The organism is Burkholderia pseudomultivorans, assembly GCF_902499075.1.
Taxonomy (GTDB): Bacteria; Pseudomonadota; Gammaproteobacteria; order Burkholderiales; family Burkholderiaceae; genus Burkholderia; species Burkholderia pseudomultivorans.
On the sequence record NZ_CABVPP010000010.1, the window covers coordinates 104,751 to 119,698 of the forward strand.

The window sequence follows — 14,948 nt, forward strand, 5'->3', positions numbered from 1 at the left end:
CGGCACCGGAAAAACAAAAGGCCCGTCGAATGACGGGCCTTTCGCTGTCTGGCTCCCCGACCTGGGCTCGAACCAGGGACCTACGGATTAACAGTCCGGCGCTCTACCGACTGAGCTATCGGGGAATAAATCGGTATATCTGCAGTTGCGTCGTCACTAAAAAACCCGTCTGCCTGCAACGGGTCTCGGTGTTTTTGGCTCCCCGACCTGGGCTCGAACCAGGGACCTACGGATTAACAGTCCGGCGCTCTACCGACTGAGCTATCGGGGAACAAACATCAACAGCAGAGAAACGAGATTTTATGGAGCGTTGGCTAACCTGTCAATACTTTTGAGCGCGGATGCTCAAAATTTTTTGCAGGCCCGCCGTTCGATCAGCGTTCGAGCAGGTGCAGCTTGTCCTGCACGTCCTTCCACTCGTCCGCGTCGGCCGGCGCCGGCTTCGTCTTCGTGATCGACGGCCAGTTCTTCGCCAGTTCGGCATTCAGCGCGGTGAACTGTTGCTGGTCGCCCGGAACGTCTTCTTCGGCATAGATCGCATTGGTCGGGCACTCGGCCACGCACACGGCGCAGTCGATGCACTCGTCCGGATCGATGGCGAGAAAGTTGGGACCTTCACGGAAGCAATCCACCGGGCACACATCCACGCAATCCGTGTATTTGCACTTGATGCAGCCTTCGGTCACAACGTGAGTCATTAAAACGCTCCTGCTTGGCGGTGTCGGTATATATGGGGTGGCGTTTGCGCCAAAAGCGGCATTGTAACTGAAGCGCAAAACCCGCATGAGCTGGTCGGCTTTCCCGCTTATACCGTTTCGTGATTAGTTTATGGGACATCGCCCGGGAAGCGCGTCCGGAACCGCCGGCGCCGCGCGCGGCACGCGCTCGCGACGCAACGGGGGCAGGCGGTTTCGCGATGGTCGGGCACGCATTCGGGTAACATGACCGACAGGCCGGGCGGCGCGCGGTGCGCCGACCCTGTCACGCTACTGGCGGTGCCGTCATCATGATCATCACTTCGCTGCTCGACACGGATCTCTACAAATTCACGATGATGCAGGTCGTCCTGCATCACTTCCCGGCCGCAAGCGTCGAATACCGTTTCAAGTGCCGCACGCCCGGCGTCGATCTCGTGCCGTACATCGACGAGATCCGCGACGAGGTGCGCGGGCTGTGCGCGCTGCGGTTCTCCGACGTCGAACTCGACTACCTGCGGCGGATGCGCTTCATCAAGAGCGACTTCATCGATTTCCTCGCGCTGTTCCACCTGAACGAGAAGTACATCTCGATCACGCCTTCGCCGAAAGGCAACGGCGAGATCGACATCGAGATCAAGGGCCCGTGGCTGCACACGATCCTGTTCGAGATTCCGGTGCTCGCGATCGTCAACGAAGTCTATTTCCGCAACACGCAGAGCACGCCCGACTATCGGGAAGGCCGCGAACGGATGCGCGAGAAGATCAAGCTGCTCGGCGCGAAACCCGAATTCGCCGACTGCAAGATCGCCGACTACGGCACGCGCCGGCGCTTCTCGAAGGTCTGGCACGAGGAGGTCGCGCTGACGCTGCGCGACGGGCTCGGTCCGCAGTTCGCGGGCACGAGCAACGTGTTCTATGCGATGAAGCACGGGCTCACGCCGCTCGGCACGATGGCGCACGAATACCTGCAGGCCTGCCAGGCGCTCGGCCCGCGGCTGCGCGATTCGCAGACCTACGGCTTCGAGATGTGGGCGAAGGAATACCGCGGCGATCTCGGGATCGCGCTGTCGGACGTCTACGGGATGGACGCGTTCCTGAACGACTTCGACATGTATTTCTGCAAGCTGTTCGACGGCGCGCGCCACGACTCGGGCGACCCGTTCGAGTGGGGCGAGCGGATGATCCGCCATTACGAGGCGAACCGCTGCGACCCGCGCACCAAGGTGCTGGTGTTCTCGGACGCGCTCGACATCCCGAAGGTCCTGCAGTTGTACGAACGGTTCCGCGGCCGCTGCAAGCTCGCGTTCGGCGTCGGCACGAACCTGACCAACGACCTCGGCTACGTGCCGCTGCAGATCGTGATCAAGATGGTTCGCTGCAACGGCCAGCCGGTCGCGAAGCTGTCTGATTCGCCGGGCAAGAGCATGTGCGACGACAAGGCGTATCTCGCGTACCTGCGCCAGGTGTTCGGCATCGCGCAGCCGGTGGACGACGACGCGTCGAAGTAGGCGCCGGCCGTTCGGCCGGAAGTGCGTGACGCAAGGGGCGGCCGGTATAATCCGCGGGTATCGAACGCCAACGTCACGAGGACGCTTCATGGACACTTCCGCTGCCCGTCGCAACATCCTCGCGCGCATCCGTGCGGCGCAGGGCCGCGCGGCCGAGCCGGATGCGGCGGAACGCGACGGCGTCGCCGACTACCTCGCCCGTCATCCGCAAGGGCCGCGTCCGCCCGCGCCGGCCGATCTCGTCGCCGCGTTCGCGCAGGAGGCGGCCCGCATGGCGACCACCGTCGACGAAGTCGCGGCGCTCGCCGACGTGCCGGCCGCCGTCGCCCGCTATCTGGCCGGGCATGGCCTGCCGACGCGCGCCATTGCCTGGCGCACGCTGGCCGAGCTGGACTGGGCGGCCGCGGGGCTGTCGGTCGAATGCCGCAAGCCCGCCGACGGCGATCTCGTCGGCCTGACCGGCTGCTTTTGCGCGACCGCGGAAACCGGCTCGCTCGTGCTGCTGTCCGGTCCGGACACCTATGCGTCCGCGGGGCTGCTGCCGGAAACGCATATCGCGATCGTGCCGGCGTCGCGCATCGTCGCCGGCCACGAGGACGCATTCGCACTGATTCGCGCGGAACGCGGCGAATTGCCGCGTGCGGTCAATTTCGTGTCCGGCCCGTCGCGCACGGGCGACATCGAGCAGACCATCGTGCTGGGCGCGCACGGCCCGTATCGCGTGCATGCGATCGTCGTGCGCGGCGCATGACGCGCGCGTCACCTTCACCGACACTCATCGACAACAAGGAAGACTCTGCATGAAACGACATGCCGCGTGGGCGGGCATGGCGTCGGGGGCCGCGCTTGGCGCGGTTCCCGCGCTCGCATCGGCCGCTACACTCGACGGCGCCACGCTGTCCGCACTCTGGGGCATCCCGTTCGCCGGGATCCTGCTGTCCATCGCGCTGTTCCCGCTCGTCGCGCCGGTGTTCTGGCATCACCATTTCGGCAAGATCGCCGCGGCATGGGCGGTCGCGTTCCTGGTGCCGTTCGCGCTCGCGTTCGGCGCGGGCACCGCGTTCGGGACGCTCGTGCATGCGCTGCTCGAGGAATACATCCCGTTCATCGTGCTGCTGACCGCGCTGTACACGGTCGCGGGCGGCATCTGCGTGAACGGCAACCTGCACGGCACGCCGAAGCTCAATACCGCGATTCTCGCGCTCGGCACGCTGCTCGCGAGCGTGATGGGCACGACCGGCGCCGCGATGCTGCTGATCCGGCCGCTGCTGCGCGCGAACGACAACCGCAAGCACGTCGTGCATGTCGTGATCTTCTTCATCTTCCTCGTCGCGAACGCGGGCGGCTCGCTGTCGCCGCTCGGCGATCCGCCGCTGTTCCTCGGCTTCCTGAACGGCGTGAGCTTCTTCTGGACGACCACTCATCTCGCGCTGCCGATGCTGTTCATCTGCGCGGTGCTGCTGGCGCTGTTCTTCGCGCTCGACACGTATTTCTACCGCAAGGGCGGCGAGGAGCGGCCGGCCGCGCTCGATCCGACGCCGGACGGCGGCGCGCTGTCGATCGACGGCAAGATCAACTTCGTGCTGCTCGCAGCCGTGGTCGGCCTCGTGCTGATGAGCGGGATCTGGAAGCCGGGCATCGCGTTCGACGTGTGGGGCACGCACGTCGCACTGCAGAACCTCGTGCGCGACGTCGCGCTGCTCGGCGTGACGCTCGCATCGCTCGCGCTGACGCCGCGTTCCGCGCGCGAGGGCAACGCGTTCAACTGGGCGCCGATCGAGGAAGTCGCAAAACTGTTCGCGGGGATCTTCGTGACGATCGCGCCGGTGATCGTGATCCTGCGCGCGGGCGCGGACGGCGCGTTCGCGCAGATCGTCCATCTCGTCACCGGGCCGGACGGCCGGCCGATCGACGCGATGTACTTCTGGGCGACGGGCCTGCTGTCGTCGTTCCTCGACAACGCGCCGACCTACCTGGTGTTCTTCAACCTCGCGGGCGGCGACGCGCAGACGCTGATGACGACCGGCGCGACCACGCTCGCGGCGATTTCCGCCGGCGCGGTGTTCATGGGCGCGAACAGCTATATCGGCAATGCGCCGAACTTCATGGTGAAGGCGATCGCGGAGTCGCGCGGCGTGAAGATGCCGAGCTTTTTCGCGTATCTCGGCTGGGCGGTCGTCGTGTTGGTACCGGTGTTCGTGCTGACGTCGTGGATCTTCTTCACGGCGTAGGCTGACAAATTTCAACCCGTGCGGGCGGAGCCGACGGCGCATGGCGCGCCGGGCGCCGTCCGCGGCATGCGGAGATGGCGATGCAGAAGATTCTGGTCGCACGTCCGATTTTTCCGGACGTGATCGAGCGGCTCGAGCAGTATTTCGACGTCGATTGGAACAATGGCGATGCACTCGCGCCCGACGCGCTCGCCGCGCGCCTGGCCGACAAGGACGGCGCGCTGACGGCGGGCGATCCGGTCGGCGCGGCGACGCTCGCGGCGGCGCCGCGGTTGCGCGTCGTGTCGAACATGGCGGTCGGCTACAACAACTTCGACATGGCGGCGTTCAACGCGGCGAACGTGCTCGGCACCAACACGCCCGACGTGCTGAACGAGTCGACGGCCGATTTCGGCTGGGCGCTGATGATGGCGGCCGCGCGCCGGATCGCCGAATCGGAGCACTGGCTGCGCGCCGGGCACTGGCGGAAGTGGGCGTACGACGGTTTTCTCGGCAGCGACATCCACGGCTCGACGCTCGGCGTGATCGGCATGGGCCGCATCGGCCAGGCGCTCGCGCGCCGTGCGCGCGGCTTCGGGATGCAGGTGATCTATCACAACCGCTCGCGCGTGGCGCCGGAGATCGAGGCGGAACTGAACGCCGAATACGTGTCGAAGGACGCGCTGCTGGCGCGTGCCGATCACGTCGTGCTCGTGCTGCCGTATACGAAGGAGAACCATCACACGATCGGCGCGGCCGAACTCGCGAAGATGAAGCCCACCGCGACGCTGACGAACATCGCGCGCGGCGGGATCGTCGACGACGCGGCGCTGGCCGCCGCACTGCGCGACGGCACGATCGCCGCGGCCGGCCTCGACGTGTACGAAGGCGAGCCGAGCGTGCATCCGGCGCTGCTCGAGGTGCCGAACGTCGTGCTGACGCCGCATATCGCGAGCGCGACCGAGAAGACGCGTCGTGCGATGGCGAACCTCGCGGCCGACAACCTGATCGCCGCGCTCGGCGAAGGGCCGCGCGCGGGGCAGCCGCCGAATCCGATCAACCCTGACGTGATCGGGAAGCCGCGCGCATGACGATCACGTTGTTGCTGGCGGCGCTCGTCGTGCTGGCCGTCGCGCTGGCGGTGGCGATCGTCGCGCTCGTGCGCGGCGGCGGCCGCCACGACGACGCGGCCATGCTCGGCGACCAGATCGAGGACGCCGCGCACGCGCAGGCGCGCGCGGTCGAGCGGCTCGAACGCGAACTGCGCGGCGAGATCGTCGAGAACGCGCGCGGCTCGCGCACCGAGCTGGCCGGCAGTTTCGCGCAGCTTCAGCAAACGCTCGCCGCGCAGCTGACGAGCGTCGCGACCGTGCAGAACAATCAGATCGAGGGTTTCGCGCAGCAGCTCGGCAAGCTCGTCGCGGGCAACGCGCAGCAGTTCGACGCGATGCGCGAGAGCGTGCAGCGTCACGCGCAGCAGGCGCGCGAGGAGCAGACGGCCGCGCTGCGGCTGTTCGGCGACACGCTGAACCGGCAGCTCACGCAGCTGACCGAGGCGAACGATCGCCGGATCGGCGAGGTGCGCGCGACGCTTGAACAGCGGCTGAAGGAAATCGAGACGAACAACGCGGCGAAGCTCGAGGAAATGCGCCGCACCGTCGACGAGAAGCTGCACGCGACGCTCGAGCAGCGGCTCGGCGAATCGTTCAAGCTCGTGTCGGACCGGCTCGAACAGGTGCATCGCGGGCTCGGCGAGATGCAGACGCTGGCGGCCGGCGTCGGCGATCTGAAGAAGGTGCTGACCAACGTGAAGACGCGCGGCACCTGGGGCGAAGTGCAGCTCGAGGCGCTGCTCGAACAGATGCTGACGCCCGACCAGTATGCGAAGAACGTCGCAACGGTGCCGAAGAGCAGCGAGCGCGTCGAATTCGCGATCCGGCTGCCGGGCCGCGACGCCGGCGCGCGCGATGCGGCGCCGGTGTGGCTGCCGATCGACGCGAAATTCCCGCGCGAGGATTACGAGCGGCTGATCGATGCGCAGGAGCGCGCGGATGCGGCGGCGGTCGAAGACGCGGCGCGCGCGCTCGAGGCGCGCGTGCGGCTCGAGGCGCGCACCATCGCCGAGAAGTACGTCGCGCCGCCGCACACGACCGATTTCGCGCTGTTGTTCCTGCCGACCGAGGGGCTTTACGCGGAGATCCTGCGTCGTCCGGGGCTGACCGACTTGCTGCAGCGCGACTACCGCGTGACGGTGGCCGGGCCGACCACGCTGACCGCGCTGCTGAACAGCCTGCAGATGGGGTTCCGCACGCTCGCGATCGAGAAGCGGTCGAGCGAGGTGTGGCAGGTGCTCGGCGCGGTGAAGACGGAGTTCGGCAAGTTCGGCGACGTGCTCGCGCGCACCAAGTCGCAGCTCGAAACGGTCACGCGCTCGATCGAGGCGGCCGAGCAGCGCACGCGCGTGATGAACCGCAAGCTGAAGCAGGTCGAGGCGCTGCCGGGCGACGCGGCGGTCGGCTTGCTCGGCGCGGCAGCGGCCGATGGCGCGGAAGGGGCCGACGCGGACGAAGCCTGATGCCCGCCGCGACGGAAGGCCGGTCCGGCCGAACGCGCCCGAACCGGCTCGCGCCGATCGGGCGCTGTTCGTTTGGGGAGGTCGAAGGGCGGCGGCGCCCGGCGAGTGAACGGCTCGACCGTGGCAGCGCCTGCTGTTCAGCGTCCGGCGAGCGTGTCCAGTGCGTCGCCCGTCACGCGCACGATGCGCCATTCGGGCAGCACCGTCGCGCCCATCTTCTCGTAGAACTCGATCGCCGGCTGGTTCCAGTCGAGCACCGACCATTCGAAGCGCGCGCAGCGGCGCTCGACGGCCAGCGCCGCGAGCCGCTTCAGCATCTCGGTGCCGAGGCCCGTGCCGCGCTGCGACGGCTGCACGTACAGATCCTCGAGATACAGGCCGCGGCGGCCGACGAACGTCGAATAGTTGTGGAAGAACAGCGCGTACGCGACGAGTGCGCCGTCGCGCTCGGCCACCAGCGCTTCGGCGGCGGGATGGGTGCCGAACAGCGCGTCGGCGAGATCGGTGTCGGTCGCGACGAACAGGTGCGTGAGCTTCTCGAATTCGGCCAGCTCGCGCATCAGCGCGAGCATCGCGCCGACGTCGCGCGCCTCGGCCGCGCGGATCAGCGGCATCTCGCTCACGCTTCCTCCGGCGGATCGGACAGCACGATTTCGATGCCGCCGAAGCGCGACGCGACCCAGTTGTACGCATGGCACGCGATCCACAGCAGCACAAAGCCGAGGATCGCATTCAGCAGCAGCGCGCTCAGGATCGTGCTCAGCTCGACCATGCCGTAGCGGACATAAGCGACCAGGATGCCGAGCAGCACGATCGGCACGCTGAACGTCAGATAGACGAGGATCAGCGCTTTCGCGGTCTGCCCCGCGGCGATCGACGAGATTTGTTTCTTCATGTGCGGATTGCCCCCGTAGAGAGATGCCGATAGTTGAATTCAGATCAGGCCGTCGAGCGGCAGGATGTCGACCGGGGCGCCCGCGTCGACTGCCGCGGTATCGTGGCCCAGGACGATGAAACAGTTGGCGGCCGCCAGCCCGCTCAGCGACGCGGAGCTTTGCGAGCCGGCCGGCGCGACCTGCCAGGCGCCGTCGGCGGTGCGCGTCGCGATCCCGCGCAGGTACTCGGTGCGGCCCGGGCGCTTTTTCAGCGCCTGCGTGCTGAGCGCCGTGTACATCGCCGGCGGCGGCACGTGCGCGCCGGCCAGCGTCAGCAGCGCGGGGCGCACGATCGCGTAGAACGTCACGGCGGAGGCGACCGGGTTGCCGGGCAGTCCGAAGAACAGCGCGTGGCCCGCCAAGCCGGCCGGGCGCGCGAGCGTACCGCATGCGAGCGGCCGGCCGGGCCGCAGCGCGAGGCTCGCGAATGTGACGTCGCCGAGCCGCGCCATCACGTCGCGCGTGAAGTCGGCTTCGCCGACCGATACGCCGCCCGACGTGATCACCGCGTCGGCCTGCGCGGCGACGGCGTCGCGCAGCGCGGTTTCGAGCGCGGCCGGATCGTCGCGCACGATGCCGAGATCGATCGCGTCGACGTGCAGCCGTTCGAGCATCGCGACCAGCATGCCGCGATTGCTGTCGTACAGCGTGCCGCGGTCGAGCGCGGTGCCCGGTTCGCGCAATTCGTCGCCGGTCGAGAATACGGCGACGCGCACGCGGCGGCGCACCGCGACGTGCGCGACGCCGAACGACGCGAGCAGGCCGAGGTCGGACGGGCGCAGGATGCGGCCCGCGGCGAGCGCGCAGGCGCCGCGCGCGAGATCCTCGCCGGCCTTGCGGCAGTTCGCGCCGCGCGCGACGTCGTGCGCGGCGAAGCGGATCGCGTCGCCGTCGACGCGCACGCGCTCCTGCGGAATCACCGTGTCGCATCCGGCCGGCATCGGCGCACCCGTCATGATGCGGATACAGGCGCCGGCCGGCACGGCGCCGTCGAACGGATGGCCGGCGAACGCGGTGCCGGCGACAGCCAGCACGATATCGTGCTGCGTCGGTGCGGACGGGCAGGCGCTGCCGTCGAATGCATAGCCGTCCATCGCCGAGTTGTCGTACGCGGGCATGTCGAACGGCGCATTCACGTCGGTCGCGAGCACGCGGTCGAGCGCGTCGCGCAGCGGCACCGTGTCGCACGCGTCGACCGGCACCGCGAAGCGGCACGCGAGCGCCTGCGCGTCCGCGAGCGACAGCGGCGCGTCGGAATCGGGAGCGGGGCGGGAGGCGGGCGAGGATTGCGTGATCATCAGTCGGACTGCGCCGCAAGGCGTATCGGGTTCGTGGCCGGTGGCGCGAGAAGGGCGCGTGAGCGCGGGGTCGCAAGCGGCGGGCGGCGCGCGGGAACGGTGCCGGTGCCGTCAGCGACGGGCAAGCGCGGCCAGTTCCTGCCAGGAGTTGGCATTGTAAAACGCACGCTCGTCGCGAAACTCGACTTCGACCGTCTTGTGGCGTGCGTACCACGCACGCACCTTGCGGTCGCCGGCCGCGAGGCGTGCGGCGAGATCGTCGGCCAGCGACGTGCGCAGCAGCGCGAAAGTCGGCTGCGGCGCGCGCGCGCGCTGCGCATCGACGCTCACCGCCATCGCGATGTCGGCGTGCTGCGCGTCGAGCGCTGTGCGCAGCCGCGCGACGAGGTCGGTGGGCAGGAACGGCGAATCGCAGGGCGCGCACGCGACGAGCGGCGCGCGCGCCGCACGCATGCCGGCGAGCAGGCCCGCGAGCGGGCCGGGGAAATCGGGCGTCTGGTCCGGCACGACGCGCGCTTCGAACGGCGCGCCGAGCTCGGCATAGCGGTCGGGATGGCGGTTCGCGCTGATCAGCAGTTCGTCGACCTGCGGCGCGAGCCGGCGCAGCACATGCAGTGCGAGCGGTGTCTCGTCGAGCAGCTGCAGGCCCTTGTCGACGCCGTCCATGCGCGTCGCGCGGCCGCCGGCGAGCAGCAGGCCGGCGATCGACGGGGCGCGGGAGGCGGTCATCGTGCGAGAGCGGCGCGCGTCAGCCGCCGATGTAGGACATTTCGACGCGCTTGCGTTCGCCGTCGGGCGCGTCCGCCGCTGCGCTGCCGCGCAGTTGCGAATAGCGGTCGGTACGGGCCTGCCAGATGCGTGCGATCGCGGTCGCGATCTCGGCGTCGGTCGCGCCGCCGCGCACGAGCGCGCGCAGGTCGTGGCCGGCCGAGGCGAACAGGCACAGGTACAGCTTGCCTTCGGTCGACAGCCGGGCACGCGTGCAGTCGCCGCAGAACGCCTGCGTGACGCTCGAGATCACGCCGATCTCGCCGCTGCCGTCCGCATAGCCCCAGCGCTGCGCGGTCTCGGCCGCCGTGTGCGCGTCGAGCGGCACGAGCGGGAAATGCTCGGCGATCCGCGCGACGACGTCCGCAGACGGCAGCACCTCGGTCATGTTCCAGCCGTTCGACGTGCCGACGTCCATGTATTCGATGAAGCGCAGGATCACGCCGGTGCCGCGAAAGCGCTCGGCCATCGGCAGGATCTCGCCGTCGTTCGTGCCGCGCTTGACGACCATGTTCACCTTGATGGGAGCGAGGCCCGCGGCCTGCGCGGCGAAGATCCCGTCGAGCACGTCGGCGCTCGCGAAGTCGGCGTCGTTCATGCGTCGGAACAGCGTGTCGTCGAGCGCGTCGAGGCTGACCGTCACGCGCGTGAGGCCCGCGTCCTTCAGCGCGCGCGCCTTGCGCGCCAGCAGCGAGCCGTTGGTCGTCAGCGTCAGGTCGAGCGGGCGGCCGTCGGGCGTCGTCAGGCGCGCGAGGCGTTCGATCAGGAATTCGAGGTTCTTGCGCAGCAGCGGCTCGCCGCCCGTGATGCGGATCTTCTCGACGCCGTGCGCGACGAAGATCCGCGCGACGCGCTCGATTTCCTCGTGCGTGAGCAGCGCGCTGTGCGGCAGGAACGGATAGTCCTTGTCGAACACCGCGCGCGGCATGCAGTACACGCAACGGAAGTTGCAGCGATCCGTCACCGAGATGCGCAGGTCGCGCAGCGGCCTGGCGAACGTGTCGGCCAGCGTGCCGTCCGGCGCGTGCGCAACGCCGGAAACGTCGGGTACGCCGCTGACGTCGGCTAGGGGAATGATGCGTCGGGACATGTCGAAAGAAGTGCGAGCCAAGCTTCTATTTTAGCGGGTTGCCCGCGTCGAGGCCCGGGGCGGAAACCCGCAGGCCCCGGACATGAAAAAGCCCCGCCGGCGGCGGGGCTTTTCCGGGTCATGCGATGCGCCGCTTAGCGATGCATCGTTTCGACCTGCTGCATCGGGGTCGCATCGACCGGCGGCAGCGGCTTGCGTTCGCGCGGGGCGCGGACCGGACGCGGCAGTTTCGACGCGGCTTCCTGCGCCGCGCGGAACTTCTCGGCGTCCGTGTTCACCCACACGAGGCCGGCCTGCTCGAGCACGACCTCGAGGCTTGCCGAAGCGTGGGCCGGCGCGGCGGCGGGCGCCGGTGCCGGAGCCGGCGCCGGCGCAGGTGCGGCGGCGGCCGCGACGGGCTCGACCGGCACCGCTTCGACGCGAACCGGCTCGATGGCTGCCGGTGCGGCTTCGGGTGCGGCTTCGGGTGCGACGACCGGTGCCGGCTCGGCGACCGGTGCGGCCTGCGGTGCTTCGACTGCAGCCGGGGCTTCCGGTGCGGCCGCCGGCACTTCGAACGCGTCGGTCGGCGAAACCGCGACCGGCGCGGGGCCGGCTTCGGCCACGACGGCCGGGGCTTCCGGTGCTGCCGGCGCTACCGGTGCCGATTCGGCTGCTTCGACGACGGCAGGTTCTGCCGCCGCAACCGGTGCTGCCTCGACGCGGGCCGGTGCCGGCTGAGCGTCGGCGACGACCGGAGCAGCCGGTTCGGCGTGCTGCCCGACCGCTTCCGCGACGACGGCGCCAGCCGCTGCCACGGCCGCCACGGCTGCCGGAGCGGCCGCATGCGCCGGTTCGGCAACCGGCGTCACCGCTTGCGCTGCGGCTTCGCCGTCCGCGCCTTCGGCACCGCCGGCGATTGCGCCTTCGTCCTCGCGCTCGCGACGACCGCCGCGACGGCCGCGCCGGCGACGACGACGTTCCTCGCCGGCGGCTTCGGTGTCGGCTGCCGCATCGGCGCCGGGCAGGGCGGTTGCCGCGACCTTGTCGGCTTCGTCCTGTTCCGGATGGCTTTCGCCGCGGTTGACGGTCTCGAGCGTGGCCGCGTGCTGGGTCGGCTTGCGGCGCTCGCCGCGTTCGCGGCGCTCACCGCGCTCCTGGCGCTCGCCGCGACCGGCTGCGTCGACGGCTTCCGGCTGCTCGACGCGCTCGCGCGGTTCACGATTCTCGCGTGCTTCGCGCTGCTCGCGGTTTTCACGCGGCTCGCGACCCTCGCGACCTTCGCGCTGGCCGCGGCCTTCACGGCCCTCCCGACCTTCGCGTCCCTCGCGATGTTCACGCGGCTCGCGCGCTTCCTTGCCTTCGCGTTCCTGGCGCTGCGGCTGGCCGCGGCCGGCTGCGGCCTGGTCGCGGCCGCCTTGCGCCTGCTGGGCGTTGCCGCCACGGCGGTTGCGGTTGCGATCGCCGCCGCGCTCACCGCGCTGCTCGGTCTTCTCGGCACGCTCGCCGCGGGCCGGACGGGCAGCCTGCTCCTTCGCCGGTGCCGGCGCCGGTGCGACCGGCGCGGGCGCCGGAGCCGGCGACAGGCCGAACAGGCCCTTCAGCCAGCCGACGAAGCCGCCGCTCGCCACCGGGGCGGGGGCGGGTACCGGGGCCGGCGCAACCGGCTCGGCCGTGCGCTGCGGCGCCGGGCTCGGGGCCGGACGCTCGGGCGTGATGCCCTTGACCGCGGCTTCCTGCTTCGGCTTCACGTCGGCCGCACGCTTGCTGTAGCCGGTTTCCGACTCCAGTTCGCGGGCGGCTTCCTCGGCCATCTTCCAGGACGCGCGCGGATCGTCGAGGCGCGCGTCGTCGTGGCGCAGGCGCTCGAGCTTGTAGTGCGGCGTATCGAGGTGCTTGTTCGGGATCAGCACGATGCCGACCTTGAAGCGCGACTCGATCTTGTTGATTTCCTGACGCTTTTCGTTGAGCAGGAAGGCGGTCACCTCGACCGGCACCTGGCAGTGGATCGCCGCGGTGTTTTCCTTCATCGCTTCTTCCTGAATGATCCGCAGCACTTGCAGCGCGGACGATTCGGTGTCGCGGATGTGGCCCGTGCCGTTGCAGCGCGGGCAGGTCACGTGGCTGCCTTCCGACAGCGCCGGACGCAGGCGCTGGCGCGACAGCTCCATCAGGCCGAAGCGGGAGATTTTGCCCATCTGCACGCGTGCACGGTCGTGCTTGAGCGCGTCCTTCAGGCGCTGCTCGACCTCGCGCTGGCTCTTCGCCGATTCCATGTCGATGAAATCGATCACGATCAGGCCGCCGAGATCGCGCAGGCGCAGCTGGCGGGCGACTTCATCGGCCGCTTCGAGGTTGGTGCGGGTCGCCGTTTCCTCGATGTCCGCGCCCTTGGTCGCGCGGGCCGAGTTCACGTCGATCGCGACGAGCGCTTCGGTGTGGTCGATCACGATCGCGCCGCCCGACGGCAGCGGCACCGTGCGCGAGTACGCAGTCTCGATCTGGTGCTCGATCTGGAAGCGGGAGAAGAGCGGCACGTCGTCGTGATAGCGCTTCACCTTGCTGACATTGTCCGGCATCACGATATCCATGAATGCACGGGCCTGATCGTAGATCTCGGTCGTGTCGATCAGGATTTCGCCGATGTCGGGCTGGAAATAGTCCCGGATCGCGCGGATCACGAGGCTCGATTCCAGGTAGATCAGCATCGGCTGGCCGGGATGGCCGTTTTGCGATGCCGCTTCGATCGCGCGCCACAGTTGCAGCAGGTAGTTCAGGTCCCACTGCAGTTCCTCGGCGCTGCGGCCGATGCCCGCGGTGCGGGCGATCATGCTCATGCCGTCGGGAATCTGCAGTTGGGCCATCGTCTCGCGCAGTTCCTGGCGCTCGTCGCCCTCGATCCGGCGCGACACGCCGCCGCCGCGCGGATTGTTCGGCATCAGCACGAGGTAGCGGCCGGCGAGCGAGATGAAGGTCGTGAGGGCCGCGCCCTTGTTGCCGCGCTCTTCCTTCTCGACCTGGACGATCAGCTCCTGGCCTTCGCGCAGCGCGTCCTGGATGCGCGCGGAGCGCATGTCGACGCCTTCCTTGAAGTACTGGCGGGCGACTTCCTTGAACGGCAGGAAGCCGTGGCGGTCTTCGCCGTAGTTGACGAAGCAGGCCTCGAGCGACGGCTCGATGCGGGTGATGACACCTTTGTAGATATTGCCTTTGCGCTGTTCGCGCCCGGCTGTCTCGATGTCGATGTCGATGAGCTTTTGCCCGTCGACGATGGCGACGCGCAGCTCCTCCTGCTGCGTCGCATTGAACAGCATGCGTTTCATGAACGACTCCAGGCGGCTCTACCGGCGGCGCTTCGCGGTTGTCAGTCGCGAAGACGGGGACGACGGCAGGCCGCGCCTTGTTGTGTTGTCACGAGCACGCTGGAGCGGGAACGATGGCGGGGAGAATTGCCTGAAGAGGCGCTTGGGCCCCGAACGACGGGACCGGCGGCCAAAGGGCACCTGCGAACACGGCTTCAAAGCACGGCGTCCACACACCGCACGCTGCGAAAGCGCGCTAAGCCTGAGACCGGCATTGCCACGGGCGCGCGCAATGCGTCGCGCGCGCCGACGGGCGGCAGATGCTGCGGCTTGGGCCGCAGCGGGGAGTATCGAATCCAGCCCGACTTTCCCGCCTGGGGTGTACTTCCTTGGTTTGACGTCGCCAAGCCCCGCACGCTTCGCGGGGCCAAATCGGGCGCAACGCCGTAATTTTCGCAACCGGCAGCCTGCGCGGACGCACTTCGCGCCGTCGGGCTGCCAATCAAATTCTTTTCAACCAACTTTCCGTTACCGCGGCGCCTTGCCGACCGAATCCGCCTGTGGGCGCGATCCTTGCCGACGGGC

Annotated in this window: 12 protein-coding genes and 2 tRNA genes; 5 read left to right on the top strand and 9 right to left on the bottom strand. The window is 69.0% G+C overall.

Translation table 11 applies throughout. The features are described from left to right. Positions 1 to 49: 49 nt before the first annotated feature. The 3 genes from BST28156_RS10120 to fdxA all read right to left on the bottom strand — a co-directional run bounded on the left by BST28156_RS10120 (position 50) and on the right by fdxA (position 698). Positions 50 to 125 (bottom strand) — tRNA-Asn (locus tag BST28156_RS10120). Positions 126 to 195: 70 nt separating this feature from the next. Continuing rightward, a tRNA-Asn gene (locus BST28156_RS10125) sits at positions 196 to 271 on the bottom strand. Positions 272 to 374: 103 nt separating this feature from the next. Further along, positions 375 to 698, bottom strand: coding sequence for a ferredoxin FdxA (fdxA, locus tag BST28156_RS10130; protein ID WP_009688972.1), 324 nt, complete (start codon positions 696 to 698; stop codon positions 375 to 377). Positions 699 to 1,006: 308 nt separating this feature from the next. On the opposite strand from fdxA, the gene pncB reads away from it, so the two are divergent. The 5 genes from pncB (at position 1,007) to BST28156_RS10155 (ending at position 6,991) form a co-directional block, all read left to right on the top strand. Continuing rightward, entirely contained in the window at positions 1,007 to 2,206 is a 1,200-nt protein-coding gene (pncB, locus tag BST28156_RS10135) for a nicotinate phosphoribosyltransferase (RefSeq protein ID WP_009688971.1), read from the top strand. 88 nt (positions 2,207 to 2,294) lie between these two features. After that, positions 2,295 to 2,957, top strand: coding sequence for a LutC/YkgG family protein (locus tag BST28156_RS10140; protein WP_174902119.1), 663 nt, complete (start codon positions 2,295 to 2,297; stop codon positions 2,955 to 2,957). Between the two features lie 49 nt (positions 2,958 to 3,006). Further along, complete coding sequence (locus BST28156_RS10145) at positions 3,007 to 4,437, top strand: sodium:proton antiporter (protein WP_174902120.1); 1,431 nt, start codon at positions 3,007 to 3,009, stop codon at positions 4,435 to 4,437. Positions 4,438 to 4,517: 80 nt separating this feature from the next. Continuing rightward, a complete protein-coding gene (locus BST28156_RS10150; RefSeq protein ID WP_060242171.1) occupies positions 4,518 to 5,507 on the top strand; it encodes a 2-hydroxyacid dehydrogenase in 990 nt (329 codons plus the stop codon). Then, positions 5,504 to 6,991, top strand: coding sequence for a DNA recombination protein RmuC (locus tag BST28156_RS10155; protein WP_174902121.1), 1,488 nt, complete (start codon positions 5,504 to 5,506; stop codon positions 6,989 to 6,991). Before BST28156_RS10150 ends, BST28156_RS10155 begins: the two co-directional genes overlap by 4 nt. Positions 6,992 to 7,128: 137 nt before the next feature. Here BST28156_RS10155 and BST28156_RS10160 read toward each other — a convergent pair whose 3' ends face one another. From BST28156_RS10160 to BST28156_RS10185, 6 genes are all read right to left on the bottom strand, one after another. After that, the gene (locus tag BST28156_RS10160) at positions 7,129 to 7,614 is read right to left on the bottom strand and encodes a GNAT family N-acetyltransferase (protein WP_174902122.1); all 486 of its coding nucleotides are present in this window, start codon (positions 7,612 to 7,614) and stop codon (positions 7,129 to 7,131) included. Then, a complete protein-coding gene (locus BST28156_RS10165; protein WP_006401288.1) occupies positions 7,611 to 7,886 on the bottom strand; it encodes a hypothetical protein in 276 nt (91 codons plus the stop codon). The genes BST28156_RS10160 and BST28156_RS10165 overlap by 4 nt, the downstream gene beginning before the upstream one ends. Before the next feature lie 39 nt (positions 7,887 to 7,925). Further along, a complete protein-coding gene (gene moeA / locus BST28156_RS10170; RefSeq protein WP_174902123.1) occupies positions 7,926 to 9,224 on the bottom strand; it encodes a molybdopterin molybdotransferase MoeA in 1,299 nt (432 codons plus the stop codon). 111 nt (positions 9,225 to 9,335) lie between these two features. Next, positions 9,336 to 9,953 (bottom strand): molybdenum cofactor guanylyltransferase MobA, encoded by a 618-nt coding sequence (mobA, locus tag BST28156_RS10175; protein WP_174902124.1) that lies wholly within the window; start codon positions 9,951 to 9,953, stop codon positions 9,336 to 9,338. 19 nt (positions 9,954 to 9,972) lie between these two features. Next, positions 9,973 to 11,082, bottom strand: coding sequence for a GTP 3',8-cyclase MoaA (moaA, locus tag BST28156_RS10180; protein ID WP_174902125.1), 1,110 nt, complete (start codon positions 11,080 to 11,082; stop codon positions 9,973 to 9,975). Positions 11,083 to 11,216: 134 nt separating this feature from the next. Further along, a complete protein-coding gene (locus BST28156_RS10185) occupies positions 11,217 to 14,384 on the bottom strand; it encodes an Rne/Rng family ribonuclease (protein ID WP_174902126.1) in 3,168 nt (1,055 codons plus the stop codon). Positions 14,385 to 14,948: the final 564 nt, after the last annotated feature.

Coding starts and splice junctions, on each gene's coding strand:
- BST28156_RS10165 (WP_006401288.1), bottom strand. CDS start 7,886: ATGAAGAAACAAATCTCGTCGATCGCCGCGGGGCAGACCGCGAAAGCG.
- moaA (WP_174902125.1), bottom strand. CDS start 11,082: ATGTCCCGACGCATCATTCCCCTAGCCGACGTCAGCGGCGTACCCGAC.
- pncB (WP_009688971.1), top strand. CDS start 1,007: ATGATCATCACTTCGCTGCTCGACACGGATCTCTACAAATTCACGATG.
- BST28156_RS10140 (WP_174902119.1), top strand. CDS start 2,295: ATGGACACTTCCGCTGCCCGTCGCAACATCCTCGCGCGCATCCGTGCG.
- BST28156_RS10155 (WP_174902121.1), top strand. CDS start 5,504: ATGACGATCACGTTGTTGCTGGCGGCGCTCGTCGTGCTGGCCGTCGCG.
- moeA (WP_174902123.1), bottom strand. CDS start 9,224: ATGATCACGCAATCCTCGCCCGCCTCCCGCCCCGCTCCCGATTCCGAC.
- BST28156_RS10150 (WP_060242171.1), top strand. CDS start 4,518: ATGCAGAAGATTCTGGTCGCACGTCCGATTTTTCCGGACGTGATCGAG.
- BST28156_RS10185 (WP_174902126.1), bottom strand. CDS start 14,384: ATGAAACGCATGCTGTTCAATGCGACGCAGCAGGAGGAGCTGCGCGTC.
- fdxA (WP_009688972.1), bottom strand. CDS start 698: ATGACTCACGTTGTGACCGAAGGCTGCATCAAGTGCAAATACACGGAT.
- mobA (WP_174902124.1), bottom strand. CDS start 9,953: ATGACCGCCTCCCGCGCCCCGTCGATCGCCGGCCTGCTGCTCGCCGGC.
- BST28156_RS10145 (WP_174902120.1), top strand. CDS start 3,007: ATGAAACGACATGCCGCGTGGGCGGGCATGGCGTCGGGGGCCGCGCTT.